This window comes from Amycolatopsis ponsaeliensis (assembly GCF_030182635.1).
Taxonomy (GTDB): Bacteria; Actinomycetota; Actinomycetes; order Mycobacteriales; family Pseudonocardiaceae; genus Amycolatopsis; species Amycolatopsis ponsaeliensis.
On record NZ_JAPZLD010000053.1, the window covers coordinates 58,409 to 81,851 of the forward strand.

Genomic DNA, 23,443 nt, shown 5'->3' on the forward strand with positions numbered 1-23,443 from the left:
TCAATCCGGGGCCGGCAGCGGCAAGGCGAGCCGGAAGAGGGCGCCTTCCCCGAGGACGGTTTCCAGCTCGACCTCCCCGCCGTGCGCCCGGGCCAGCGACCGCGCGATCGACAGCCCCAGGCCCGCGTCCGCGCCACCCGTGCGGGTCCGCGACCGGTCGGCCCGGTAGAAGCGGTTGAACACCTTCTCCGCCTGCTCGGCCGTCATCCCCGGGCCGTCGTCCGCCACCTCCAGCACCGCGCGCCCCTCCGCCGTGCCGACGCCGATGCGGACCGGCGTGCCCGGTGGGGTGTGGGCGGCCGCGTTGCCCACCAGGTTGGTCACCACCTGCCGCAGCCGGGCTTCGTCCCCGTCGACCGGGGCCGGGCCCGGTAACCCGGTCCCGCCCGGCCCGGTCAGGGCGACCTCGCGGGAGGGATCCAGGGTCCGCAGGTCGTGCCGGGCGTCGACGGCGAGGGTGCGCAGGTCCATCGGTGCGCGGTCGAGCTGGTCCTCGGGGGCCTCGTCGAGCTGGGCGAGCAGCAGCAGGTCCTCGGTGAGCGCCGTGAGCCGGGTCGCTTCGCGGTCGATGCGGTGCATCGCGGCGTCCACATCGGACGCTTCGGGCAGCGCGCCCATCCGGTAGAGCTCCGTCGACCCCTTGATGCCGAACAACGGCGTGCGCAACTCGTGGCTGACGTCCGCGACGAACGTGCGCATCCGCGCCTCGGACGCCGCCCGGTCGGCGAAGGCCCCTTCCAGCTGGCCGAGCATGGTGTTGAGCGACGCCGCGAGGTGCCCGATCTCCGTCCCGGGTGACGCGAGGACCGGCACCCGCCGGGTGAGGTCGCCGCCGGCGATCGCGGCCGCCGTGTGCTCGATGCGGCGCAGCGGCCGCAGGCCCCGGCCGAGGGCGAACCAGCCGGCCGCCGTCAGCACCACGAGCAACCCGGCGCCGGTGACCAGGCTGCTCACCCGCAGCTGGGTGATCGTGGCGTCGGCTTCGGCGAGCGGCGCGGCCGAAACCACCGTCCCGCCCCAGCGCAGCGCCGGGCGCGCGACGGCTCGCCAGCGCTGCGACCCGTCGGCGGCGCTCAGGTCCACGGCCGTCCCGTCGGTGGGGACCGTGCGCAGCGCGTCGAACGGCGGCAGCGTCGCGCCGGCCACCCGCGAAGAGTGCAGGCCGCCCGCGACCGCGCCGCTCGCGTCCAGGTAGACGACGTACGGGGTGCCGAACAGGTCGAGCGCGGGGTCGACGAGATCCGGCCGCACGGCGGGGGTCTCGGCCGGCGGCGGGCCCGCCGCCCGCGAGATGAGCTCCGTCATCGACCGGAGCTGGCCGTCGAGCCGGTCGAGCTGGAACTGTTCCAGCCGGCCGGAGACGAGTGTGCTGACGAGGGTCAGGCCGGCCAGCAGCAGGCCCGCGGTGAGCAGGAGCAGCCGGGCCCGCAGCGACAGCCGCCTCACCGCCGGGGCTCCCGCAGCACGTAGCCGACGCCGTGCACGGTGTGGATCAGCTTGGGCTCCTCGATGTCCACTTTCCTTCGGAGGTAGGAGATGTAGGTGTCGACGATGCTGGCGTCGCCGCCGAAGTCGTCGCGCCACACGCGGTCGAGGATCTGCGCCTTGGACACCACGCGGCCGGCGTTCTCCATCAGGTAGCGCAGCAGCCGGAACTCCGTGGCGGACACGCGCACGGGCTTTCCCGCGCGCGTGACCTGGTGGCCTTCGGCGTCGAGGGCGAGGGTGCCCACTGCCAGGACGTCGGCGGGGTGCCCGGCGGTCCGGCGGAGGATCGCGCGGATCCGCGCGATCAGCTCCGCCAGGTCGAACGGCTTCGTCACGTAGTCGTCGGCGCCCAGGGACAGGCCGGTCACCTTGTCGGCCTGCCCGTCCCGCGCGGTGAGGAACAGAACCGGCACCGGCATGCGCCGCTCGCGCAGCCGCCGGACCACCTCGAAGCCGTCCAGGTCCGGCAGCATGACGTCGAGCAGCACCAGGTCCGGTGGTTCCGCGGTGGCCGCGGCGACGGCTTCGCCCGCCGTCGCCGCGGACGTCACCCGGAACCCGGCGAACCGGAGCGCGGCCGACAGCAGCTCGCGGACGGTGGCTTCGTCGTCGACCACCAGCAGCCGTTCGGCACTCATCGCTTCCATGCCGGCGAGGATACGGAGAGCGCGCTGAGAACCAGGCTGCCCGCGAACCCGGCGAGCGCGCCGGCCGCGAGCGCGAGCAGCGGGTTCGCGGTGAGCCGTACGTCCAGGACCGGCACCGAGAAGCTGAACGCGGTTACCGAGACGTCGGCCGAAACGCACGAGAGCAGCGTCATGACGACCGCCACGCCACCCGTCACCGCGCTGACGGCCGCCGCCCGGCGCAGCGGGCGGCCGCGGCGGACGACGAGGACGAGGACGGAGACCAGCAGAAGTGCGCCGGACACCCAGAGCCCGGGCGTGAAGTGCCCGAGATCCGGCACGCAGGGGAGCGCGGGGTCCACCGTCCACGGCACGCCGAGCCCCAGCAGCACGGCGCCGGTCACCAGCTGGGGGAGGACGAGCAGCACACCCCCGGCCGCCGCGGCGCCGCCGAACGCCCCGGCAGCGGCGGTGCACCCGGCGACGAGCACGGCCACCGGCCACCGCAGCACGCGAAAACCCTTTGCCACGAACGGAAACCGCGTCATGAGCCAGCACGCGCCGACAACGGCGAGCGCCAAGATCGCCGCGCCCAGCACCGCCGGTCCGACGGCCACGGAGAACCCGGCGTCCAGGTGACCGGGCAACGGCAGCCTCGACCCGGTGGAAACGCAGCCCTTCGGCCCGCCGGCGCCTGCCGGAAGCGCGAGATTTCCCTTGGCCAGTAACGTGATCACCGCAAGTCCCACGGAGAACGCCACTGTCGCCACGGCGCCACGGACGAGCAACTCGCCGTCACGGCGACTCAGCAGCCAACCCAGAACCACCGCGCCCACCAGGGAAACCCCGAGCGGGATCACGTGCAGGCCGCCGTGCAGGGCGACCGGGAGCCCGCCTGCCGGCATCGCCTCGACGTCCACCGGGGCGCCCACGGCCAGCGCGACGACCGCCGCGGTGAGCCCGGCGCCGCCGGTGCCGAGGAGGGCCAGGCCGGCCGCCGCGACCCCCGCCATGGCGAGCAGCGCGGCGACGGCGGCGGCCAGGCCCCGGGACACCTCCCGCATCAGACGTCCCGGCGCCGGAACACCGCGAACGCGACGGCCAGCACGACCGCGACCCCCGCGCACATCCCGGCCAGGTTCAGCCACGGGTGCGGGAAGTCCGGGTCGGGAACCGTCTTGAAGACCGCGGACGCGCCGAGGGTGGGCCAGTAGAAGAACATCCCGCGCAGCCACGCCGGGAAGAGACCGGCGAGGGCGGGCACCAGGAAGACGATCCCGACGAGGGTGGCGAGTGCGCCCGCGGTGGCGCGCATGAGCGTGCCGAGCCCGACCGCGAGCAACGCGATCGCGGCCAGGTAGAGCCCGCCGCCCGTCACGGCGGAGAGCACGCCGGGGTCGCCGAACCGCGCGTGCGGCAGGTCCTGGGCGGCCAGGACGGTCTGGCCGAGGAAGAAGGCGCCGAACATCAGCACCTGGCCCGCCACCACGGCGACACCGACGGCCACGACGACCTTGGCCGCCAGCAGCCGGTTCCGGCGGGGTGTCGCGATCAGGGACGTCTGCATCAGCCCGGTCGCGTGCTCGGAGGTGACGATCAGGATGCCCAGCACCCCGATGATCAGCTGCGCGACGATGTACGACGTCAGGCTGCGGTTGGTGGGGTCCCAGGATTGCGGGTCCTCGGCGTAGGTCTTCGCGGCGGCGTTCATGGCCAGCGCCGTGATGCCGAGCCCCACCCCGAAGAGGCACGCCACGGTGTACCAGGTCGAGCGCAGGCTGCGGAGCTTGATCCACTCGGCGTGGACGGAATGGGCGAAGGTCACGCGTTCGCTCCTTCGTACTCGACGCTGTCCTTGGTGAGCTCCATGAAGGCGTCTTCGAGGGAGACGCGCTGCGGTGTGAGTTCGGCGAGCGCGACGCCGTGGTAGGCCGCGAGCTTGCCGATCTCCCCGCTCGTCAGGCCGGAGACGACGAGCGAGGCCTCGACTCCTTCGCGCACGGTGGCGCCGGCGGTGACCAGCAGCCGCCCGAAACCGGTGTCCGGCGTGCGGACGAGCACGGTGCCTTCGCCGCGCACGAGCTCGCTCACGGCCGTGTCGGCGACGAGCCGGCCCCGGCCGATGACGACGAGGTGGTCGGCGGTCTGCGCCATCTCGCTCATGAGGTGGCTCGACACCAGCACCGCGCGGCCTTCACGGGCGAGCGAGCGCATGAAGTCGCGGATCCACCGGATGCCTTCGGGATCGAGCCCGTTCACCGGCTCGTCGAAGATCAGCACGCGCGGGTCGCCGAGCAGCGCCGCCGCGATGCCGAGGCGCTGGCGCATGCCGAGGGAGAACCCGCCGGCCCGTTTCCCGGCCACGCCTTCCAGGCCGGTCCGGGCGAGCACCTCGCCGACGCGGCGGCGGGGGAGCCCGTTGCTCACCGCGAGCGCCAGCAGGTGATCGCCGGCTTTCCGGCCACCGTGGACGGCGCCGGCGTCGAGCAACGCGCCGACTTCGGTCAGGGGCACGGGAAGGTCGCGGTAGCGGCGCCCGCCGACGCTGACGGAACCCCGGGTCGGCGCGGCGAGGCCCAGGATCATCTTCATGGTCGTGGACTTGCCGGCCCCGTTCGGCCCGAGGAACCCGGTGACCTGCCCGGGCGCCACGGTGAACGACAGGTCGTCCACGACGGTGTCGGGGCCGTACCGCTTGGTCAGGCCGCGTACTTCGATGGTGGTCATGGCGGCGAGCCTGGCCCGCCCGCCTGGCCGGTTCCTGGGAGGTTCTGGGAGAACTCTGGGAGATCCGCGGCCGGACGGGGTTCCGGCCGCGGCGTTCACCGGAAATCGATCCCGGCTCAGGCGTCCGCGCGGTGGATGACGATGTCGCCGAGACGCGTGCGGGCGTGGATCTTGACGTGGTCCGCGGACTCGGCCGCGTTCTCCGGCAGGGAGTTGCGCACCGCGCCCTTCGTGCTGTCCGCGTCCACCGACGCGGTGGTTCCCGCGGCGATGCCGACCTCGATGCCGCCCGCGGCGTTGGTCAGGTCCGCCTGGCCGCTCGTCATGCGCCCGATCCGGATCGGGCAGTTCGCCGCCTTGGCGAAGACACTGCCGTCGGCGTGGTCGACGGTGAAGCTGCCGCCGGAACCGGTGAAGTCGACGTCGGAGTGCGCTCGGCCGAGCCACACCCGGCCGCTCGCGCCCACGTACCGGAGCGTGCCCCCGGCCTCGCCGATCCGGACACCGGCCGTGCCGCCGTCGAGGTCGGCGGTCCCGGCGACGTGGCCGACCTCGACCTCACCGGACGAGAGCCGGCCGTGCAGCGCGTCGGCGTGGGCGAGCTTCACCCGGCCTGAGGCCATGTCCAGCGAGCAGGCGCCCAGCCGGCCGTCGGCGTGCACGTCCGTCCAGGCGGTCTCCAGGACCAGCGCCGACCCGGCCGGCAGCTCGACGGTGATGGCGACCGACCCGCTCTTGGCGCCGGGCTTGTTCGTCTTGATCGTCAGCTCACCTTCGGCGAAGGCGACTTCGGTCTGCTCGGCGACCTTGATGTCCGACTTGCTCGCGCTGTTCACGGGTTCGACCCGCACCACCGTGTCCGGCCGTTCGCTCGCGGCGATCCGCACGTGGGCGCCGGCGGTGGTGAGCGTGGCGGTGATCGGTTCCGGCGTGGTGAAGACGGTCATGGCGGTTCCCCTTGTGGAGTAGTCCCTGTGGTGTGTTGAGACCACCTTCGCCGGGTGACCTGACACCGGCCTGACACCGCCCGGACACCCGCTCAGTCACGGGTGGCGCGGGCGCGCAGGTGGGCCCGTTCGCCGTGCTGCCCGAAGAGGATGAGCAGCTCGACGGCCTTCCCGTCGGCACTCCCCAGCCAGTGGGGCAGCGTCGTGTCGAACTCCGCGGCCTCGCCCGCCGGCAGCACGAGATCGTGCTCGCCGAGGACCAGCCGCAGGCGGCCGTGGAGCACGTAGAGCCACTCGTGGCCGTCGTGGGTCTGGTGGTCCGGCTCGGGCGGGTGGTCGCTGCCGGGGATGAGCATCTTGTACGCCTGCATGCCGCCCGGCCGCCGCGACAGCGGCACGAACGTCATGCCGTAGCGGTGGATCGGGGTGAGGTGGACGCGCGGGTCGCCGGTGCGGGGCGCCCCGACGAGGTCGTCGAGCGGGACGCCGTAGGCGCGGGCCAGCGGCAGCAGCAGTTCCAGGCTGGCCCGCCGCTGCCCGCTCTCCAGCCGCGACAGCGTGCTCTCCGACACCCCGGTGGTGCCGGCGACCTCGGCCAGCGTCAGCCCGCGGTGGCGGCGCAGGGCCCGCAGCCGGGGGCCGACGGCGTGCAGGACGTCCTCGAAGTCGTCGGTCACCCCGGCCATCTTGCCGAAACCGCAAGAAACCGTGCCACTTCGGCACGTGCCGGGCACTGTGGGGTCCATGACGACGTTCTGGGACAACCACTACGCGACGCCGCGAGCCGATCCTCGGGCGAACGTCCGGCTCACCGAGGTCGTCGCCGATCTCGAGCCGGGCACGGCACTCGACCTGGGGAGCGGCGCCGGCGGCGACACGCTGTGGCTCGCCCGCCGCGGCTGGCGCGTGACGGCGGCCGACATCTCCGGCGTCGCGATCGCCCGCCTGGCCGAAGTCTCCCGGGAGCTCGGGCTCGGCGACCGGGCCACGGCGGAGCGGCACGACCTGGCCTCGACCTTTCCCGCCGGCCGCTTCGACCTCGTCTCGGCGCACTACCTGCACACGCCCTTCGCCCTGCCGCGCGCTCGTGTCCTGCGGCAAGCCGCGCATGCGCTGTCTCCGGGCGGCCGGCTGCTGGTCGTCGACCACGGGTCGGTCGTGCCGTGGTCGTGGGACCAGGACGCACGGTTCGCCTCCGCGGAAGAGGTGGCGCGCTCGCTGGAGCTCGATCCCGGCGAATGGACCGTCGAGCGGGCCGACGCCCTGTCCCGCCGCGCCACCGGGCCCGGTGGGCAGGTCGCCGACGTCGTCGACCACCTGCTGCTGATCCGCCGCGCCCAGTGAGCTTCCGAGGAGGACTCGCCATGCCCCGCCGACGCGACACCCCACCCCCGCGGACCGGCCCCGGCGAAAAGGACGTGCTGCGCGGGTTCCTCGACCAGCTGCGCGCCGCGGTGGCCGCCAAGGCCGAGGGCGTGCCGGAACCGCAGGCCCGGACGCCCGGCGTGCCGTCGGGCACGTCGCTGCTGGGCCTGGTGCGGCACCTGACCCACGTCGAGCGCTTCACGTTCCTCGGCGAGCACACGGCCGACTGGCCCGGCACGTTCCGGCCGCGTCCCGAGGAGACGGCCGCCTCGCTCTTGGCCGGCTACCGCGCCGCGGTCGAGGAGGCCAACGCCGTCATCGACGCGTGCACCGACCTGACCGAGCCGGTCGCCCGCCCCACCGGGACGCCGCCGTCGATGCGCTGGGCGCTGGTCCACATGATCGAGGAGACCGGCCGCCACGCCGGCCACGCCGACATCCTGCGCGAGCTGATCGACGGTTCCACGGGCCGGTAGGAAACGCTGGGCGCGGGGTGCGCCGCCGGTATGACGACGGGATGCGCGCTGATCACGAACGGGCGGCCGGGAGCGACGGCCGGGTGGCGAGGGGAACGGCGGGAGCTGCCGGGGTGCCCGACGGTGACGGCGTTGCGGTCGGTGGCCGAGGATCCCGGTGTCGAGCTCCGACTTCCCGGCTTCGGCGGTCGCGCCGTGCGACAGTGGCGGCATGGACGGCGGGGCGAGGACGGTCGCGGAGCTGGCCCGGATGCCGGCGTGGACGGTGACCGGCTCGCGCGGGCGCTGGGTCACGGCGGAGCGCATCCTCGCCCTCGGCGACCGGCGCTGGGTGATCGGCCTGACCCCGACGGCGGGTGGCGCGACGGCCCTGATGCTCTGGTGCGACGACGACGTGGTCGCCCACCGCCGCGGCGCCGAAGGGGCGCTCTGCGAGATCGCCCTGCGCTGGGTGACGAACCTGCTGGCCGGCCGCCCGTGGGACGGCCGCTGAACTCTCGGCGCGCCGCGCCTTCGTCCTCAGCAGGCGGGTCGTCCGCGCGACGAACCGGGCCCGCCGGTGCCGAGGCGGGCCCGGGCTCGGTCCTAGCGGATCGGCCTGGCCGCCGAGAAGTACGCGTTCGACGGCGTCATGAACGAAAGCACCACGCCGGCGACCGCGGCGAGGACGCCGACGTAGCCGACGATCGTGCTCTGCCCGACCAGCAGCGAGAGCAGAGACAGGGCGGTGAGCACCGTGAGCACGATGCGCGCCCAGTTGCGGCCGGCGCGCAGCTTGAACGCGAAAAGCAGGTACAACGCGGCGATGATCACGGCGATCACGACGGCGGTGACCATCGCGATGTTCACCGCCTGGTCGATCTGCGTCTCGGTCAGGCCGCCGCCGTTCCGCGTGTTCGAATTGCGCAGTGCGTCGGTGATCGCGTCACGATTTCCGAAGATCAACAATCCGCCGACGAGCCCGATGACGGTCGAAGCGATGAACGCCCAGAAAGCGTATTCGACCGTGCTGGGGCGAGCGGGAGCCGCCGCCGGCTGGCCGGCGGCGGCGGACTCGGGATAGTTCGGGTAGTTCGGTGATTCGGTCATAGAGATCGAATAGCACGCTTTCGGGTAAGCCGCTCATTGAACGGCCGTTCCCGGCGTTTAAACGTGATGTCAGCCGGTTTCGGAACTCGCACCGGCATCGGCGGTTTCTTCCGGAAAACAGCCGTTTTCCGATGGCCGGGCGTCGCGGCAACGCCGGTGCCAGTACGCCCACGTGACGGCACCCAGCAGCGGCGCCCAGAGCAGCAGCGGCAGGTAACAGGCGACGAGCAGGACGTGCCAGCCCGGCCCCGCGAACGTCACCGCGCCCAGCCCGGGGAAGTCGCGGAAGGCGTACGCCCAGATCACCGCCAGCGCCACCGCACCGGCGGCTGCCGGGACGATCGCCGCGTACGGCGCGACCCGGCGCCCGCCGAGCACGGGGATCCACCGTGGGACGCGCTCGCCCCACGGCCGGACGAGGCCGAGCGTGAGCAGGGCCAGTGCCTCGGAAACGACGCTCAGCCCGACGATGTAGCCGGCTTCGCCGAACCCGATCGCGTGGTACGGCCGCAGCCCGAGGTCGACGCCGGCCGCGAGGAAGAGCCGCCAGATCCCGGACGGCAGGGTGACCAGCGGAACGGCGTGGGCGGCGAGGACGGCCCACCGCGGCGGGACGCGGACGGCGGGGGAGCCGGTGAGTGGTGCGGTCATGCGCCGAGTCTGTCCGGGCGCGGGCGCCGGGACCTCCCGCCGAGGTATCAGCCGCCCCCTCCCGGGAGGGAGCCGCCGACCATCCACTGTGGAGACTCGTCAGGTGAGCCGCGCGGTGGACGGCGGTTTCGGCTGCTCGTCCCAGCCGAGCTGCGCGGAGACCCGCGCGGCGGCTTCCGCGGTGACGCGGCCCGCGGCGTCGAGACGGTCCCCGAGCCGTCCGGCGGGCGCGGAGACGTTCAGCGCGGCGGCGACCCGGCCGCGGAAGTCCCGGATCGGGGCCGACACCCCGACCAGGCCCTCCTCGAACTCCTCGCGGACGCGGGCGTAGCCGTCCCGGCGGGCCTGCTGGATCTTCGCCCACAGCTCGGGCAGAGCGTGCCCTTCGGAAAGCGCGTGGTGCGGGGAAAACCGGACGTAGAGGTCGTCCGGGGAGGCGTCGAGCAGCAGCACGCGCCCCGCCGACGTGCAGTGCGCCGGGACACCGCGGCCCTCCCAGCCGTGCACGCGGAAGGAATGCCCGGACACCGACAGCAGGGTCAGCACGTCCTGATCGCGCAGGACGCAGAGGTGGTTGGTCTCTTCGAGCTCGGCGGACAGGTCCCGCATCACCGGCTCGGCGGCCCGGACGAGGCGGTCCTCGGCGGTCCGGGCGACGAGGGAGAACAGCCGCCGGCCGAGGCGGTAGCCGAGCGTGTCGGGATCGCGTTCGACGACGCCCTCTTCGGCGAGCGCCTTGAGCGCTCGTGAGACCTGGCTCTTCTCCCGCCCGGTGAGCTGCGCGAGCCGCACGACGCCCAGCTCGCCGGCGCGCTGCGCTTCGGGCGAGGCGAGTGCTTCCAGCAGGTCGAGGTCGCGGCGGAGGCCGTGTCCCGGGCGCCGGGTGTCGTCCGCGAGTGCCATGCGCAAAAACTAACAGCGACCACCCGCGGTTGGCGCCGTCGCAACCCGGGTTGCGATGTCTTGCCCGCGGTTCCGGGCGCTCCTAGCGTGGTGACCGATGAAGATCACCGCGATCACCCTCGACCGGCTGCGGCTGGACCTGGACCCGCCGCTGCGGGCGGCCTGGGACCCGGACCCGCGGCGCCACTTCGACGCCACGATCGTGCGCGTCCGCACCGACGACGGCGTCACCGGCATCGGCTCCGGCGACACCATGGCCGGGTTCGAAGCCGTCGAGCACCTGTTCCTCGGCGAGGACCCCCTCGACATCGTCCGGCACGTCAAGGCCATCGAGACGGCCAACTTCCACGGCGGCTGCTTCTGGCCGCTCGAGGTCGCCCTCTGGGACATCATCGGCCAGGTCGCGGGCCTGCCGGTGGCGACGCTGTTCGGCAACTCGGCCCGCTCGCTGCCCGCCTACGCCTCCTCGGCCGAGCTGAAGTCGCCCGAAGAGCGTGTCGAGACGGCCCTGAGCGCCCGGGAAGCCGGGTTCCGCGCCATGAAGATCCGCATCGACCGCGACCACGTGGCCGACGGCGTCGCCGCGGTGACCGCCGTCCGCGACGCACTCGGCCCGGACTTCGACATCATGGTCGACCTCAACCAGTCCTGGCGGATGGCGGGCGACACGAGCCCCGCGGCCGACCTGGCCCGGACCCGGAAGCTGGTGCGCCGGCTGGCCGAGCTGGACGTCTTCTGGGTCGAGGAACCCCTGCCCTACCACGACCTCGACGGCTTCAAGACGCTCCGGGCGGAGAACCCGGGCGTGCGGATCGCCGCGGGGGAGATGCACCACTCGGTGCCGGAGCTCCTGCGCTACCTCGAAGAAGACGTCCTCGACGTCTACCAGATGGACGTCGTGCTCGCGGTCGGCATGCACCGCGCGCGGACGCTGGCCGAGCTCGCGCAGCTCAAGCACCGCGCGTTCACCCCGCACAGCTGGACCAACGGCATCGGCGTGCTGGCCAACCTGCACGTCTCGGCCGGCGTCGGCGGCGGCCCGTACTTCGAGTTCCCGTGGGACCCGCCCGGCTGGACGCCCGAGCGCCGCGACTTCATGCTGGCCGAACCCGTGATGATCACCCCGGCCGGCGAGCTGGACGTCCCGGCCCGGCCCGGCCTGGGCATCGAACTGGACGAGGAGGCGGTGGACCGGTGGCGGATCTGACCCACCAGGACTGGCTCGCGGCTGCCGGGCGGCTGACGCCCGAGCCCCGGCCCTTCATCGGCGGGAGGTTCGTCGAGTCCACTTCGGACGCGACGTTCCCCAGCGTGTCCCCGCGCGACGGCCGGGTGCTCGCGGACATCCCCGCGGGCAGCGCGGAAGACGTCGACCGCGCGGTTCGGGCGGCCCGCGAGTCCTTCGAGGACGGACGCTGGCGCGACCTGCCGCCGCGCGAGCGCAAGCGGATCCTGCTGCGCTGGGCCGAGCTCGTCACGGCGCACACGGCGGAGCTCGCCCTGCTCGACACGCTCGAAATGGGCAAGCCGATCAGCGAGTCGCAGCGCGTCGACGTCGCCAAGACCGCCGAGACGATCGCCTGGTACGCCGAGACGATCGACAAGACCTACGACGAGGTCGCGCCCGCGCCCGGCGACGCGCTCGCCTGGATCACGCGCGAGCCCCTCGGCGTGGTCGGCGCGGTCGTGCCGTGGAACTACGCCCTGCTCATCGCGTCGTGGAAGCTCGGCCCGGCCTTGGCCACCGGCAACTCCGTGGTGCTCAAGCCGGCCGAGCAGACGTCACTGGCGACGCTGTTGCTGGCGCGGCTGGCGACCGAAGCCGGCCTGCCGGACGGTGTGCTGAACGTCGTCCCGGGCCGCGGCGAGGTCGCGGGGCAGGCCCTCGGCCGGCACCCGGACGTGGACAAGATCGCCTTCACCGGCTCGGCCGAGGTCGCGCGGCTGTTCCAGGTCTACGCGGGGGAGTCGAACGGCAAGCAGGTCGCGGTGGAGGCGGGCGGCAAGTCGCCGCAGCTGGTCCTGCCCGACGCCGACCTCTCCGCCGCGGCGTCCGCCGTGGCCTGGGGCATCTTCTACAACGCCGGCCAGACGTGCAACGCCGGCTCCCGGGTGATCGTGCCGGCCGCGCTGAAGGACGAGCTGCTCGCCGAGGTCGTCAAGATCACCGAGGAGACGTTCCGGTCCGGCGACCCGCTCGACCCGGCGACCGTGCTCGGCCCGCTCGTCGACGATGTCCAGCTCGACCGTGTCCTCGGCTACCTCGACACCGCGCGTGCCGAAGGCGGGACGATCGTGCACGGCGGCGGGCACGCCGGGCTGACCATGGAACCGACCATTGTGGACGGTGTCCGGCCCGGCACGACCATCGAGCGCGAAGAGGTCTTCGGGCCGGTGCTGTCGGTGCTCACCTACGACGGCTCGCCCGAGGAAGGTCTCCGCCTGGCCAACGGCACGGACTACGGTCTGGTCGCGTCGGTCTGGACCCGCGACGTCACGACGGCCCACCGCGTCGCGCGGCGGTTGCGCGCCGGCACGGTGTGGATCAACACCTTCGACGCGAGCGACGTGATCACCCCGTTCGGCGGCTTCAAGGCGACCGGCGCGGGCCGGGACAAGTCGCTGCACGCCCTCGACGCCTACACCGCCCTCAAGACGACCTGGCTCAACCTCCCGGTTCTCTGAAGGAGATCGCATGCGCCTGTCCGTGGAACCGACCGGCCGCACCGAATACGGCCCCGGCGTCCTGGCCGAACTGCCCGGTTTCGTCGAATCCCTGGGCCACACCAGGGTTTTCGTGGTGACCGACCGCGGCCTGCGCGCGACCGGGATCGTCGAGCGCGTCGAGAAAATCCTGGCCGTGGCCGGGGTCGAGCACGCCTTCCACGAGGACGTCGGCCCGAACCCGTCGACGGCGGAGCTCGATCGCGGGGCCGCCCGCCTGCGTGCGTTCGGCGTCGCGGCCGTGCTCGCGCTCGGCGGCGGATCGGCCCTGGACGCGGCGAAGGGCATCTCCCTGCTCGCCGGCAACCCGGGAGCGGCCGCGGCGGACGCGGACCGGCTGTGGGACGCGGGCGACGGCCTGCCCCTGATCGCGGTGCCCACCACGGCCGGCACCGGCGCCGAGACCAACGGGTTCGGCGTCACCGAGGACCGGTGCGCTCGCCGGAAGGTCTACATCGGACACTCGTCGGTGAAGCCGCGGATCGCCGTCCTGGACCCGGAACTGACGCTCGGCCTGCCCGCGCGCGTCACCGCCGCGACCGGCCTGGACGCCCTGGTCCACGGCATCGAATCCCTGGCGTCGCGCGGGTCGACGCCGTTCTCGGCGGCCTACGCGACACAAGCGGTGAGCCTGGTCGGACGCTGGCTCCCGGCGGCCTACCGCGACGGCGCCGACCTGGAGGCGCGCTCCGGGCTGATGCTCGGCGCGCACCTGGCCGGGCACGCGCTGACGTTGTCGGGGCTCGGACTGGTCCACGGGATCGGCCACGCGCTGACCGCGCACACGGGCACCCCGCACGGCGTCGCGCTGGCGGCGGTGCTGGAGGAGGTGATGGCGTTCAGCGCCCCGGCCGCGGCTCAGGCGTACGAAGCGACGGCTCGCGCGTTGAGCCTGCCGCCGGCGTCGGACTGGACGGGGGCGGCGATCGAGGCGGTCCGCGAGATTTCGGGGGCGATCGAGATCAAGCGGCCGCTGCGCGAACTCGGCGTCACCCGGGACGACCTCCCGGCGATCGCGGCGGACGCGGTCGCGGACGCGGTCACGAAGAACGCGCCTCGGCTGCCGTCGGAGGCGGAGGTGGCCGAGCTGCTGGATTCGGTGTATTGACGCCTCAGAAGCCGCGGAAGACGCCGTCCGGGCCGGTCGCGTGGGTGAAGTCCGCCCAGTCCATATTCGCCAGGGTGATGTTGTTCTCCACGCTCCACAGCTCGGCGGGCACGACCCGGAACGGCGCGAGGTCGCGCTGCTCGCCGTCCCGGTGCGGGAGCACCCAGACGGCCAGGACCGGGTGCCCGGCACTGGTGAGGGTCGTCTCGTCGGCGAGGAAGGAGACGATCGGCCCGCCGGTCTGCTTGTCCCGCAACGCTTCCGCGGTCAGGCCCTCGAACGCCGGGTCGTCCACCGGCGTGACGTTGGCCAGGAAGCCGTCTTCGCTGGGTGTCCCGACTTCCTCGGCCAGGGCGGCCCAGGCATCGTCGTCGCCGAACCAGGTGCGAACGAGGACCGGGATGCCCGGTAGCGCGGTCATCGACGAACCATAGCGGCGCCCGGCTACGCGGCGAGATCGGCCGCCACGGCCAGTACGTGGGGCGCCAAGGCGTCCGCGATCACCCCGTACCCGGCCGACGACGGGTGGAACCGGTCCGCCGAGAACAGCGCGGGATCCGCGGCGAACCGCGCGCCGAGTTCCGGGCCCGGGGCCGCCACCGCGCCGCCCGCCCGGATGACCGCGTCGGCCTGGGCCCGCGCGTACTGGCCGCTCGCCGCGGTGACCAGCTGCCGGTACTGCGCCGGCACCCACGAGACGATCCCCAGGTCGGGCGCCGGGACCACGAGGGCCCGAGACCCGGCGCCGACCAGCCGGGCCACCGCCTCGTGCAGCTGGCCGGCCGCGATCGCCGGGGGGACGAACCTCGCGAGGTCGTTCGTCCCGATCACGATCAGCGCCAGGTCCACGCCGGTGCGGAGCGCGACGCCGACCTGGCGTTCCAAGTCGTCGGATCGGGCGCGGGGCACCCCGAAGCCGTGCAGGTCCACGGCGTGTCCCGCCGCGCGCAACCGCCGGGCGAGCCGCTGCCCGAGCGTGTCCTCGGGGCGTGCGGCACCCACGCCGGCCGCCAAGGAGTCGCCGAGGACGGAGAATCGGAGAATGGTCATCGACTCGTACAACGCGCGAACCCCGTCGTTGTCTCCCGGGGGTGGGTGCCCTTGACCAGGACCGTGCAGGTGCTGCTCGGGCTGGTGCTGGTCGCCGTCCTGGTCCTGGCGCTCGTGTGGATCTTCCAGCGCCGCCTGATCTACCAGCCGGACACCACGCCCGTGCCCGCCCTGCCCGGGGCCGAGGACGTCCGGCTCCGCACCGCAGACGGCCTGGAGCTGGGCGCTTCGTTCAGCCGACCCGCCCAGGCACCCCAAGCGACCGTCCTCGTCGCCAACGGCAACGGCGGCAACCGGGCCGGCCGGGCGCCGCTGGCCGCGAAGCTCGCGCGGGCCGGGCTGGCCGTGCTGACGTTCGACTACCGGGGCTACGGCGGCAATTCCGGCGACCCCGACGAGGCCGGCCTGGCTCTCGACGTCCGCGCGGCCTACCGCTTCCTCGTCGAAGACCGGCGCGTGCCGCCGGAACGGATCCTGTTCTACGGCGAAAGCCTCGGCTGCGCCGTCGTCGCCGAACTCGCTCTCGAGCACCCGCCGGCCGGACTGCTCCTGCGGTCGCCGTTCGTGGACCTCGCCGCCGTCGGCGCCGAGATCTACCCGTACCTGCCGGTGCGGCTGCTGCTGCGCGACCGGTTCCCGGTCCGGGACGAGGTCGCCCGCCTGCGCGTCCCCACCGTCGTGGTCCTGGGCGGCCGCGACTCGATCGTCCCGCCGGCCCAGAGCCGGGAGGTCGCCGCGGCGGCGTCCGCGCGGCTGGTGGAGGTCCCGGACGCCGACCACAACGATCCGGTGCTGCTCGAAGGACCCGAACTACTCGACGCGGTGCTGTCGCTGGTCCCGCGCTGACCCGTTCGCCGTCACCCAGGTCGCGATCCGGGCGCGGTGGGTGAAGCCGAGCTTGGTGAGGATGTGCTGCACGTGGCTTTCCGCCGTCCGCTCGGAAATGTGCAGCAGGGCGGCGATCTGCTTGTTCGTCAGGCCGTCGGCGACGTGCGCGGCGACTTCCCGTTCGCGCCGGGTCAGCGGGCCCGGCGCGTCTCCGCGCAGCGTGGCCGCCAGCGCGTCGGCCTTCTCGCGCAGCGGGGCCATCCCGAGCCGGTCGGCCGCGGCCGAAACGGACGCGGCGAGCCCGAGAGCTTCGTCGACGTCGCCTGGGCGAGCGCGCCGCGCGAGCACCTTTGCCAGCCCGAAGCGAGCCAGCGCGGCGTAGGGCGGTGTGCCGGCCTCGTCGTCGGCCGCGATCGCGAGCTTGAACTCCCGGACCGCTTCGTCGAGCCGCCCGGCGGACGCGGCCGCGAGCCCGAGGTACTGGCGGACCGAGCCGCTGACGAGGACCGAGCCCGCGCCGCCGGTCACGAACAGCCCGGCGTGCGGACGCAGGAGCGCCGCGGCCCGCTCGACGACTTCCGGCGGGCCGAACTCCGCGCCCAGCTCCACGGCGGCCGCGGCCACGGGCAGCGTCGCGGGCACCGGTGCCGATTCGGGTACGGAAACCCGGCGGTAGAGGTCGCCCGCCCGGGCCCGGTCGCCGGCCTGCAGCGGCCACGCGGCGTGCAGCAGCCCGACGAACGGCGGGGCGTTCTCGGCGAAGATGCGCTCCATCGCGGGCGTCACCAGGCTGGTCCGGCCGGTGAGCCCCGCGATGGCGGCGAGCACGGAGATCGGCACGCCCTGCAGCGACATGTGCGCCCGGTCGGCGACGAGCGCGAAGCTCTGCCGGATCGCTTCGACGGCGTCGTCGAACTGCCCGCGCGCGATGGCGAGCGTGGCGGAACTGCGCAGGTGGTGCCACCGCGCCAGCGGACGGCGGAGGCGGTCGGCGAGCGGCCGCAGCGCCCCCAGTTCCTGCTCCGCCTCGCCGAGCCGGCCGAGCATGAGCAGCGCGTCGAACCGCCACAACCGGCCCCACAGCTCGACGTCGGCGTCGTCGCGGTCCTCGCCGAGCGCGATCATCCGGTGGGCGAGGGCGAGCCGTTCGTGCACGCCCTCGGGCGCCGAACGCACCATCTGCCGGGCGCGCAAGGCCGAGCGGAGCACGTCCGGGTCGCCGAGCCGCTCGGCGATCGCCAGTGCCTCGGCGGACGCCGTTTCGGCCTCGGCGCCCCCGAGGAACCCGGCTTCCCCCGCCTGCAGCGCGAGCAGCCGGGCCCGGAGCGGGTCGTCGCCGGGCGGGAGCCCCGCGAGCGCCTCCCGCGCGATCTTGCCGCCGTTGAAGCTGCCCCACGGGTCCGACAGGCCTTCCATGGCCAGCGCCGTCTCGCCCAGCGCCGCCGGGTCGCCGGCTTCCCGGGCCGCGTCGGCGGCGGTCTCGAGGACCCGGGAGCCCCGCTCGATCTCACCGCCGCGGAGGTGGGCGATCCCTTCCCGGAGCCGCAGCCGCGCGCGGTCGGCGGCGGGGACGGGCGCCGCTTCGAGCGCGCGCCGGTAGAGCTCGGCCGCCCTTTCCCAGGCGAGCTCGGCCAGCGCCTGGTCACCGGCCCGTTCGGCCCACCGCGCGGCGCGCGCCGCGTCGCCGACGGGCAGCGACTCCAGCCAGTGGTGGGCGATCTCCGAGGTCCGGGCCGGGTCGCGCCGTTCGAGCCACGCCGCCATCCGGGCGTGCGCGGTCAGCCGCGCCGCCGTCGGCAGCCCGGCCGCCGCGGACTCCCGGATCAGGTCGTGCTTGAAGCTCCCCGCGGTCACGATGCCGGCGTCCGCGGCCTCGTCGAGGTCGGTCAGGACGTCGGCCGCGGGCCGGCCGGTGACGTCGGCGAGCGCGGCCGGGTCGACGTCGCGGCCGAGCACGGCGGCGGTCGCGACGAGCGCGCGGCACGGCTCGCCCAGCCGGGCCAGCCGCGCGCGGACGGTGTCCACGACGCCGTCCGGCAGCGCGTCCCCGGCGGTGCCGGCCAGCCGGGCCAGCTCGGTCACGAAGAACGGGTTGCCGCCCGAGCGGCGGCTGACCAGCGTCGCGAGCTCGGGGGAGACGCCGCCGCGGCCGAGCTGCTCGACGACCTCGGCCTCGGTCAGCCCGGCCAGCCGGACCCGGGTCAGGACCGGTTCGCGGGCCAGTGCCGCGAGCGCCGCGGTGAGGGCCTCCCGGCCGGTCGTCTCGGTGTCGCGGTAGGTCGCCACGAGCAGCACCGGCGCCCGGTCGAGGTCGCGGGCCAGATGGACGAGCAGAGCGAGCGACGCCGCGTCGGCCCACTGCACGTCGTCGAGCACCGCGACCAGGCCGTGTGGCGCGGCCGCTTCGCGCAGGCCGTCGGAGAAGGCTTCGAACGCGGCGAACCGCGCCTCCGCCGAGCCGCCGGTGTCCCCGGTCGGGAACGGCCGGTCCAGCGAGCGGGCCAGCTGCCGGAAGACCCAGTAGGGCGGGCTGCCCTCGTCGTCGCTCGCGCGTCCCCAGCCGACCGGGACGCCCGCTTCCCCGGCGTGCCGGGCCAGCTCGCGGGCCAGGCTGGTCTTGCCGATGCCCGGCTCGCCGACGACGAGCACGAGCCCGCCGCGCCCGGCCCGCGCCTCCTCGAGGCGGGCGCGCAGCAGGTCCAATTCGCCCGTCCGGCCGACGAAGCCCCGCTCCATGCGCAGCAACGATACGGCGCCCGGGCCGGTTCAGCGGGGTTCGCCGGGCCAGCGGGACTTCGGCCCGGCCGGCCAGATCGGAGCCGGGAACCACGTGGCCCGCGCCAGGCCCGCGACCAGGGCCTTCCAGAACTTCTTCATGCGATCCACCTCCCTCGCGCGCACACCGCGCGGACCCGGAGCAGCGCCCGCGGATCGGCCAGCGGATCGCCGTCGACGGCCAGCAGGTCGGCGTCGAAGCCCGGCGCGACGCGGCCCTTGCGGTGCGCGAGCCCGCACACGCCCGCCGCGACCGAGGTGATCGCCCGCAGCGTGTCGGCCGGCGACAGCCCGACCTGGCGCAGCATCAGCGGCGCCCACGGCAGCACGCCGTGGGGCTTGACCGGAGCGATCCCGGCGTCGGTGCCGGCGACGACCCGCGCACCGAGCTCGACGAGCCGCCGGTAGTTCGCGATGACGCCCGGCATGCGCTGGGCGATCTCCGCGGGGGGCACCAGCCCCTCGACCGGCACCATGCCGACCGTCGCCCCGACGGCCACACCCTGGTCCACGACGGCGCGCAGCAGTTCCTCGGAGTGGTCGACGCCGGTGGCGGACCAGAACGTGACGTGCTCCATGCCGTCCACACCGGCGGCGAGGGCGTCGGCGATGGCCGAGGTGCCGTGGGCGTGCGCGGTGACCGGCAGCCCGTGCCGGTGGGCCTCGTCGACGGCGGCCCGCAGGACGTCCCGGTCGAACTGCGCGCATTCCTGGCGCGTGCCCGGCGTCATCGTCCCGCCGCTGGCCATGATCTTGATGACGTCGGTCCCACGTTCGACGTGCTGGCGAACCGCCGCCCGCACGCCTGCCTCGCTCGCGTCGGCGACCCCGCCGAGGAAGTGGCAGTGCCCGCCGGGACTGGTGATCGGCGGCCCGGCGGCGACGAGCGTCGGCTGGTCGGCGCGGTCCTTGAGCGACAGCGAGAGGTAACCGCGGTCCCCGAGGTCCCGCACGGTGGTGACCCCGGCCCGCAGCGACGCCCGCCCGGCATCGGCCATGGCGGCGAGCGCCTGCTCGTCATCCCGCGCGGCCAGCCGGGCAACGGGCTCGGTACTGGCGTCGAAGGCGAGGTGGACGTGCGTGTCGATCAGCCCGGGCAGCAAGGTCGTCCCGGCGAGGTCGACGACGTCGGCCCCTTCGGGCACGGTTCCCCCGGACTCGACGCCCAGGATCGTGGCACCATCGAGCACCACCATCGGATCGGCGACGAACGCCGACCCGGCACCATCGAACAACCGAGCCGCGCGCACGGCGGTGAGCCTGCGCCGCTCGGTGATCACAAGCTGTTTCGTCATGCGGGCCACGATCACCGGTTTTCGGGGTCGGGGCGTCGGGGCGAGTACGGAGACGCGGTACGGAGATCCGGCCGCGCCGGCACCCGACCGCAGAGCAGGTCATCGGCTCAGCTCTCGGAGTTCCGCCAGTTCGGGAGGGGGTTCCGGGGCACGACCCAGCAGGTCCAGTAGCCAACCAAGAGCCAGCTCGGTGGTCGGTTCCGCGGATCTTGCCGCGCGGAACGCCTCGATCGCCTGCTTCGGCCGGCCGATGCAGAGCCCCGCGATAGCGAGCTGCTGTGATTCCTGCACGGGTGGCGTGTAGATACGCGGCGAGTGTGGTGTCGACAATAACGTGGTGAACAGCTGCTCGGCCGAACGCACGTCGCCTCGATGCCAGGCGATGGCGCCCAGCACGAGTAGGGCCCGGCGAGTCCCGTCTCCGCCGCCGGCGGTGACTTCGAGCAGGGTGGACTCGGCGTCGTCCAGCTGACCTTGCTGGGCCAAGAGCCAACCACGCCGGCTGAGCAGTAGCGAGCTCGACGGTTTGCGCCGGAGGCCGCGGTCCGCCCACTCGAGTGCGTCGTCGAGTTGTCCCGCGACACCGTGCACGTAGGCAATGCTGCTGTATGCGGATTCGTCGAACGGGTCGACATCGATGGCTTTCGAGAACATCTCCAGTGCTTCGGCGCTTCGATGAAGGCACTGGAGAACCACTCCCAGGCCCCGGTAGGTGCGTGCCGACTCGTCACCGAGCGCAAGGGCTCGATGGTAGCTTCTCACCGCATCCGCATGCTGGCCCAACCAGAGCAGGCAGTCGGCACGCCACGAGTGGACCATTTCGTAGGTCGGGTCGATCCGGAGGGCGCGGTCGAAAGCCGCCAACGCTTCGCGGGCACGACGAAGGTCGAGCAGGACGAGGCCTCGCCATTGATGGGGAATGGGGTCGTCCGGTTCGAGTTCTGCCTCGTGGTCGAACGCACCGAGCGCGTCTTCGTTCTTGCCGAACGCTCTCAGGATGATGCCGTACCGTCCCCATGTGAGCGCGCTCTCGGGGTGGACCTCGGTGGTCAGCCTCGCCGCTTCCAAGGCCGGCTCCGATGCGATCCATGCTCGCTTCTCCGTGGACCACCCGACCTCCTTCGATAATGACCAGAGGCCATTGCCGATGAGCTCGCGCAACCGTTGACTGTCGTCGGGCATCAGACTTTTCGCGTGGCGATAGCGATCCAAGGCCACCGCGGGCCGGTTGTGGGCTTGCTCGGCGGACAACACCGCGATGAGCGCGGTCCGTTCGTCCTGGCAACCGTCATCCGGTTGCGGGTTCCCGTTTTCTGGCCGCCGTGTGATCAGGTCGACGATCTGTTGGACAGTACCCTGGCGTAGCGTATCCAACCGGTCGCGTTCCTCGGTGGTGCAGGTGTCCGCGAACAACGCGGCGTGTTCGAGCAGGACGTCGTTGAGGCGGTCACGGTATCCCAGGGTGATGGGCGCAGCGATCAACGTGGTATCCCAGCCGGCCTCGGTGTCGGCCCAGAACCGGTGCCAGTTCAGTGCGCTGACCGTACCCGCCCAACGCTCGTCGCGGATGCGATCCTCGAGAAGCGCATGCCGCGAGTTGCGGATGACGAGCCGCTCCTCCAGCAGCGTGATGGCCCGTCGATTCGCTTCGGCTACGTCCGCGCGGCGAACCGGGTCCAGCAAGTAGCGGCGGAACACGTCTCGTACCACGTCGTGCAGTCGCAGCGAAGCCGCGAACACGAAGTCGTGTCGCTCGGCCAGACCACGCAGCGCACGTACTGTCTCCTGCCGGTCCGGGATGCCCCACAATGCCCCGACCAGCTCCGGATCGGCCGAGGAGTCGGCAAGAGCCAGCGCGAGCAGCCGAAATCGGTCCTCATGCGGATCGCTGCGTTCCAGGTGACGCAGGAATTGCTCGGTCATGATTTGCGCCAGCGTCTCGTGCGAGTGACCGATCGGTAGCTCGCTGGTGATCTGATTCAGCGGGACCCCGCTTCGCCAAAGTGCCAAGGCCGTCCGTACTGCCAACGGGATGCCATGAGTCGCTCGGTACAACTCGTCCAAGTCGTCGGATGTGGGAGGACGGGCCGGGGCGAGGCGGCTGAGGTAGGCGACCAGGTCGTCCTCCGCGAAGCCGCCTAACGCGAGGCTCCGTAGCCGACCGCCCGGCTTGACCTCCCGGCGAAACGCGGCCAGCTCCCCGGACAGGCTGGGCTGTTCGCCGCCCACCCGGCCCGCTATCACCCAGGCCACCCGCGGTCCGCAGCGGGACATCAGGCGGCGCAACCAGGGGCCGACACGTTCCACGATCTCGTAGGTGTCCAGGAGCACGATGAGCGGACTTCTTGCGGCGCGCAGCCCGTCGGCGAACGCGTCGACGAGCGCCTGTTCCGGTCGGATGAACAGGGCGAATTCCTCGGTGGTGAGGACGCCGCGGGCTCGCTTAAGGATGTGATCCACGAGCTGGCGTGCTTCGTCGGCACCCACCTGGAGGAGCTTGGCCACCTTGTCCGGTGCGGCCACCAGCGGTAACCCGACCGTGGGGCCGAGTTGCAGCAGCACCTCCATGAGCTGCGCGGTCTTCGAGCTGTCCCGGTCGTCCTTCTCTGCGGCGGCAGCCGGCGCGATGCGGCGCTGCAGCTTGCGCAGCACCTCATGCCTCCGGACGGTGAAGTCCCGGTACGACTTCAGCGTCCGGCGCACGCCGGCGTCGTCGCAGGCGGTGTGCAGGGCATCGAGCACGGTGTCCAGCGTCGGCCCGACGTCGACCGGGTACTGAGCGGGGTAGCGTTCCCGCTCGTTCTCCCAGTTCACCCGGACCACCGTGAAGTGCCTGCGGTAGCTGTCGACGGCCTGGCTGCCCCGCAACAGGTCGTCGAGGCGGTTCAGCAGGCTTGACTTGCCGATGCCGCCCAGGCCGTGGATGACGGCGACCTGCGCCCACGAAGGCGTTTCATCCCTGGGCGCGGCCAGTACGTCATCAAGGAGGCCACGCAGCCGCCGTTGCTCGTCTTGCCGTCCATAGAAACCCGCTTGACCTGGTGTGTGAGGCTCCGACATCAGACCGTCTCCTGTCGCCCGCAGTGTCACGGCGCCGACTGTCGGCTGCCGAAGTTCCGAGGTAATGGATCGGCGTGATCACGGTTCCTGTTTCAGGGCCAAAGACCCTGTTCCACCGCGTCCTGATGGTCCGGCTCGTGCGCGAGCCGGTGGTGATCCCGGTTCGTACGTCCCGTTACGTAGTCGCGAAGCCGCTTCCGCGCCGACGCGGACCGGGGCGTCCCTGCGGGAAGGGGGAGCGGGCAGCCCCCACCCTCCGCCGCCCCCGCGGCAGCAAGTCCCACCCTCCCCCGCTGCCGGGGGCCCCCCGCGTCCCGGTGCCCAACCAGTC

At 73.1% G+C, this 23,443-nt stretch carries 22 protein-coding genes; 7 read left to right on the plus strand and 15 right to left on the minus strand.

Going from position 1 to position 23,443, the window contains the following annotated elements; genetic code table 11:
• The 7 genes from QQ657_RS47380 to QQ657_RS47410 form a co-directional block, all read right to left on the minus strand.
• Complete coding sequence (locus QQ657_RS47380; protein ID WP_284748995.1) at positions 1 to 1,446, minus strand: sensor histidine kinase; 1,446 nt, start codon at positions 1,444 to 1,446, stop codon at positions 1 to 3.
• Positions 1,443 to 2,126, minus strand: a complete 684-nt coding sequence (locus QQ657_RS47385; protein ID WP_434056854.1) for a response regulator transcription factor — start codon at positions 2,124 to 2,126, stop codon at positions 1,443 to 1,445. Before QQ657_RS47385 ends, QQ657_RS47380 begins: the two co-directional genes overlap by 4 nt.
• The gene (locus QQ657_RS47390) at positions 2,123 to 3,178 is read right to left on the minus strand and encodes a hypothetical protein (protein WP_284748997.1); all 1,056 of its coding nucleotides are present in this window, start codon (positions 3,176 to 3,178) and stop codon (positions 2,123 to 2,125) included. Before QQ657_RS47390 ends, QQ657_RS47385 begins: the two co-directional genes overlap by 4 nt.
• Complete coding sequence (locus QQ657_RS47395) at positions 3,178 to 3,939, minus strand: ABC transporter permease (protein WP_284748998.1); 762 nt, start codon at positions 3,937 to 3,939, stop codon at positions 3,178 to 3,180. The genes QQ657_RS47390 and QQ657_RS47395 overlap by 1 nt, the downstream gene beginning before the upstream one ends.
• Positions 3,936 to 4,841 (minus strand): ABC transporter ATP-binding protein, encoded by a 906-nt coding sequence (locus QQ657_RS47400; protein WP_284748999.1) that lies wholly within the window; start codon positions 4,839 to 4,841, stop codon positions 3,936 to 3,938. The genes QQ657_RS47395 and QQ657_RS47400 overlap by 4 nt, the downstream gene beginning before the upstream one ends.
• Before the next feature lie 116 nt (positions 4,842 to 4,957).
• Complete coding sequence (locus QQ657_RS47405) at positions 4,958 to 5,788, minus strand: DUF4097 family beta strand repeat-containing protein (RefSeq protein WP_284749000.1); 831 nt, start codon at positions 5,786 to 5,788, stop codon at positions 4,958 to 4,960.
• Between the two features lie 92 nt (positions 5,789 to 5,880).
• On the minus strand, positions 5,881 to 6,465 hold the full coding sequence (locus QQ657_RS47410) for a helix-turn-helix domain-containing protein (RefSeq protein ID WP_284749001.1): 585 nt from the start codon (positions 6,463 to 6,465) through the stop codon (positions 5,881 to 5,883).
• 67 nt (positions 6,466 to 6,532) lie between these two features.
• Between QQ657_RS47410 and QQ657_RS47415 the strand changes: the two genes are divergently transcribed.
• From QQ657_RS47415 to QQ657_RS47425, 3 genes are all read left to right on the plus strand, one after another.
• The gene (locus QQ657_RS47415) at positions 6,533 to 7,132 is read left to right on the plus strand and encodes an SAM-dependent methyltransferase (RefSeq protein WP_284749002.1); all 600 of its coding nucleotides are present in this window, start codon (positions 6,533 to 6,535) and stop codon (positions 7,130 to 7,132) included.
• Between the two features lie 20 nt (positions 7,133 to 7,152).
• The gene (locus QQ657_RS47420) at positions 7,153 to 7,629 is read left to right on the plus strand and encodes a DinB family protein (protein WP_284749003.1); all 477 of its coding nucleotides are present in this window, start codon (positions 7,153 to 7,155) and stop codon (positions 7,627 to 7,629) included.
• A gap of 157 nt (positions 7,630 to 7,786) precedes the next feature.
• Positions 7,787 to 8,122, plus strand: coding sequence for a hypothetical protein (locus QQ657_RS47425; RefSeq protein ID WP_284749004.1), 336 nt, complete (start codon positions 7,787 to 7,789; stop codon positions 8,120 to 8,122).
• Positions 8,123 to 8,214: 92 nt separating this feature from the next.
• Here the strand turns inward: QQ657_RS47425 and QQ657_RS47430 are convergent, their stop codons facing one another.
• From QQ657_RS47430 to QQ657_RS47440, 3 genes are all read right to left on the minus strand, one after another.
• Positions 8,215 to 8,718, minus strand: coding sequence for a hypothetical protein (locus QQ657_RS47430; RefSeq protein WP_284749005.1), 504 nt, complete (start codon positions 8,716 to 8,718; stop codon positions 8,215 to 8,217).
• A 69-nt stretch (positions 8,719 to 8,787) separates the two neighbouring features.
• Positions 8,788 to 9,369, minus strand: coding sequence for a hypothetical protein (locus tag QQ657_RS47435; protein ID WP_284749006.1), 582 nt, complete (start codon positions 9,367 to 9,369; stop codon positions 8,788 to 8,790).
• A gap of 99 nt (positions 9,370 to 9,468) precedes the next feature.
• Entirely contained in the window at positions 9,469 to 10,272 is an 804-nt protein-coding gene (locus QQ657_RS47440; protein WP_284749007.1) for an IclR family transcriptional regulator, read from the minus strand.
• A 97-nt stretch (positions 10,273 to 10,369) separates the two neighbouring features.
• Here QQ657_RS47440 and QQ657_RS47445 point away from each other — a divergent pair, with 97 nt between their 5' ends.
• Genes QQ657_RS47445 through QQ657_RS47455 form a run of 3 tightly spaced genes read left to right on the plus strand, consistent with a single transcriptional unit; the run spans position 10,370 to position 14,104 of the window.
• Positions 10,370 to 11,479, plus strand: a complete 1,110-nt coding sequence (locus QQ657_RS47445) for a mandelate racemase/muconate lactonizing enzyme family protein (RefSeq protein ID WP_284749008.1) — start codon at positions 10,370 to 10,372, stop codon at positions 11,477 to 11,479.
• Entirely contained in the window at positions 11,467 to 12,957 is a 1,491-nt protein-coding gene (locus tag QQ657_RS47450; protein ID WP_284749009.1) for an aldehyde dehydrogenase family protein, read from the plus strand. The genes QQ657_RS47445 and QQ657_RS47450 overlap by 13 nt, the downstream gene beginning before the upstream one ends.
• Before the next feature lie 10 nt (positions 12,958 to 12,967).
• Positions 12,968 to 14,104: an iron-containing alcohol dehydrogenase family protein gene (locus QQ657_RS47455; protein WP_284749010.1), complete on the plus strand. Its 1,137-nt coding sequence runs from the start codon at positions 12,968 to 12,970 to the stop codon at positions 14,102 to 14,104.
• Between the two features lie 4 nt (positions 14,105 to 14,108).
• Here QQ657_RS47455 and QQ657_RS47460 read toward each other — a convergent pair whose 3' ends face one another.
• Positions 14,109 to 14,525, minus strand: coding sequence for a DUF6924 domain-containing protein (locus QQ657_RS47460; RefSeq protein WP_284749011.1), 417 nt, complete (start codon positions 14,523 to 14,525; stop codon positions 14,109 to 14,111).
• A gap of 23 nt (positions 14,526 to 14,548) precedes the next feature.
• Positions 14,549 to 15,154, minus strand: a complete 606-nt coding sequence (locus tag QQ657_RS47465; RefSeq protein WP_284749012.1) for an SGNH/GDSL hydrolase family protein — start codon at positions 15,152 to 15,154, stop codon at positions 14,549 to 14,551.
• Between the two features lie 51 nt (positions 15,155 to 15,205).
• Between QQ657_RS47465 and QQ657_RS47470 the strand changes: the two genes are divergently transcribed.
• Complete coding sequence (locus QQ657_RS47470; protein WP_284749013.1) at positions 15,206 to 16,000, plus strand: alpha/beta hydrolase; 795 nt, start codon at positions 15,206 to 15,208, stop codon at positions 15,998 to 16,000.
• Here the strand turns inward: QQ657_RS47470 and QQ657_RS47475 are convergent.
• The 3 genes from QQ657_RS47475 to QQ657_RS47485 all read right to left on the minus strand — a co-directional run bounded on the left by QQ657_RS47475 (position 15,965) and on the right by QQ657_RS47485 (position 23,112).
• Complete coding sequence (locus tag QQ657_RS47475) at positions 15,965 to 18,718, minus strand: ATP-binding protein (RefSeq protein WP_284749014.1); 2,754 nt, start codon at positions 18,716 to 18,718, stop codon at positions 15,965 to 15,967. The two genes, QQ657_RS47470 and QQ657_RS47475, sit on opposite strands and share 36 nt — an antisense overlap.
• A 137-nt stretch (positions 18,719 to 18,855) precedes the next feature.
• Positions 18,856 to 20,052 (minus strand): amidohydrolase family protein, encoded by a 1,197-nt coding sequence (locus tag QQ657_RS47480; RefSeq protein ID WP_284749015.1) that lies wholly within the window; start codon positions 20,050 to 20,052, stop codon positions 18,856 to 18,858.
• A gap of 99 nt (positions 20,053 to 20,151) precedes the next feature.
• Positions 20,152 to 23,112, minus strand: a complete 2,961-nt coding sequence (locus QQ657_RS47485) for a tetratricopeptide repeat protein (RefSeq protein WP_284749016.1) — start codon at positions 23,110 to 23,112, stop codon at positions 20,152 to 20,154.
• Positions 23,113 to 23,443: the final 331 nt, after the last annotated feature.

Excerpts from the sequence above, each read along its gene's own strand:
- QQ657_RS47400 (WP_284748999.1), bottom strand. The coding sequence starts at position 4,841 with ATGACCACCATCGAAGTACGCGGCCTGACCAAGCGGTACGGCCCCGAC.
- QQ657_RS47485 (WP_284749016.1), bottom strand. The coding sequence starts at position 23,112 with ATGTCGGAGCCTCACACACCAGGTCAAGCGGGTTTCTATGGACGGCAA.
- QQ657_RS47475 (WP_284749014.1), bottom strand. The coding sequence starts at position 18,718 with ATGGAGCGGGGCTTCGTCGGCCGGACGGGCGAATTGGACCTGCTGCGC.
- QQ657_RS47435 (WP_284749006.1), bottom strand. The coding sequence starts at position 9,369 with ATGACCGCACCACTCACCGGCTCCCCCGCCGTCCGCGTCCCGCCGCGG.
- QQ657_RS47390 (WP_284748997.1), bottom strand. The coding sequence starts at position 3,178 with ATGCGGGAGGTGTCCCGGGGCCTGGCCGCCGCCGTCGCCGCGCTGCTC.
- QQ657_RS47420 (WP_284749003.1), top strand. The coding sequence starts at position 7,153 with ATGCCCCGCCGACGCGACACCCCACCCCCGCGGACCGGCCCCGGCGAA.
- QQ657_RS47440 (WP_284749007.1), bottom strand. The coding sequence starts at position 10,272 with ATGGCACTCGCGGACGACACCCGGCGCCCGGGACACGGCCTCCGCCGC.
- QQ657_RS47445 (WP_284749008.1), top strand. The coding sequence starts at position 10,370 with ATGAAGATCACCGCGATCACCCTCGACCGGCTGCGGCTGGACCTGGAC.
- QQ657_RS47415 (WP_284749002.1), top strand. The coding sequence starts at position 6,533 with ATGACGACGTTCTGGGACAACCACTACGCGACGCCGCGAGCCGATCCT.
- QQ657_RS47385 (WP_434056854.1), bottom strand. The coding sequence starts at position 2,126 with ATGAGTGCCGAACGGCTGCTGGTGGTCGACGACGAAGCCACCGTCCGC.
- QQ657_RS47405 (WP_284749000.1), bottom strand. The coding sequence starts at position 5,788 with ATGACCGTCTTCACCACGCCGGAACCGATCACCGCCACGCTCACCACC.
- QQ657_RS47480 (WP_284749015.1), bottom strand. The coding sequence starts at position 20,052 with ATGACGAAACAGCTTGTGATCACCGAGCGGCGCAGGCTCACCGCCGTG.
- QQ657_RS47465 (WP_284749012.1), bottom strand. The coding sequence starts at position 15,154 with ATGACCATTCTCCGATTCTCCGTCCTCGGCGACTCCTTGGCGGCCGGC.
- QQ657_RS47455 (WP_284749010.1), top strand. The coding sequence starts at position 12,968 with ATGCGCCTGTCCGTGGAACCGACCGGCCGCACCGAATACGGCCCCGGC.
- QQ657_RS47460 (WP_284749011.1), bottom strand. The coding sequence starts at position 14,525 with ATGACCGCGCTACCGGGCATCCCGGTCCTCGTTCGCACCTGGTTCGGC.
- QQ657_RS47430 (WP_284749005.1), bottom strand. The coding sequence starts at position 8,718 with ATGACCGAATCACCGAACTACCCGAACTATCCCGAGTCCGCCGCCGCC.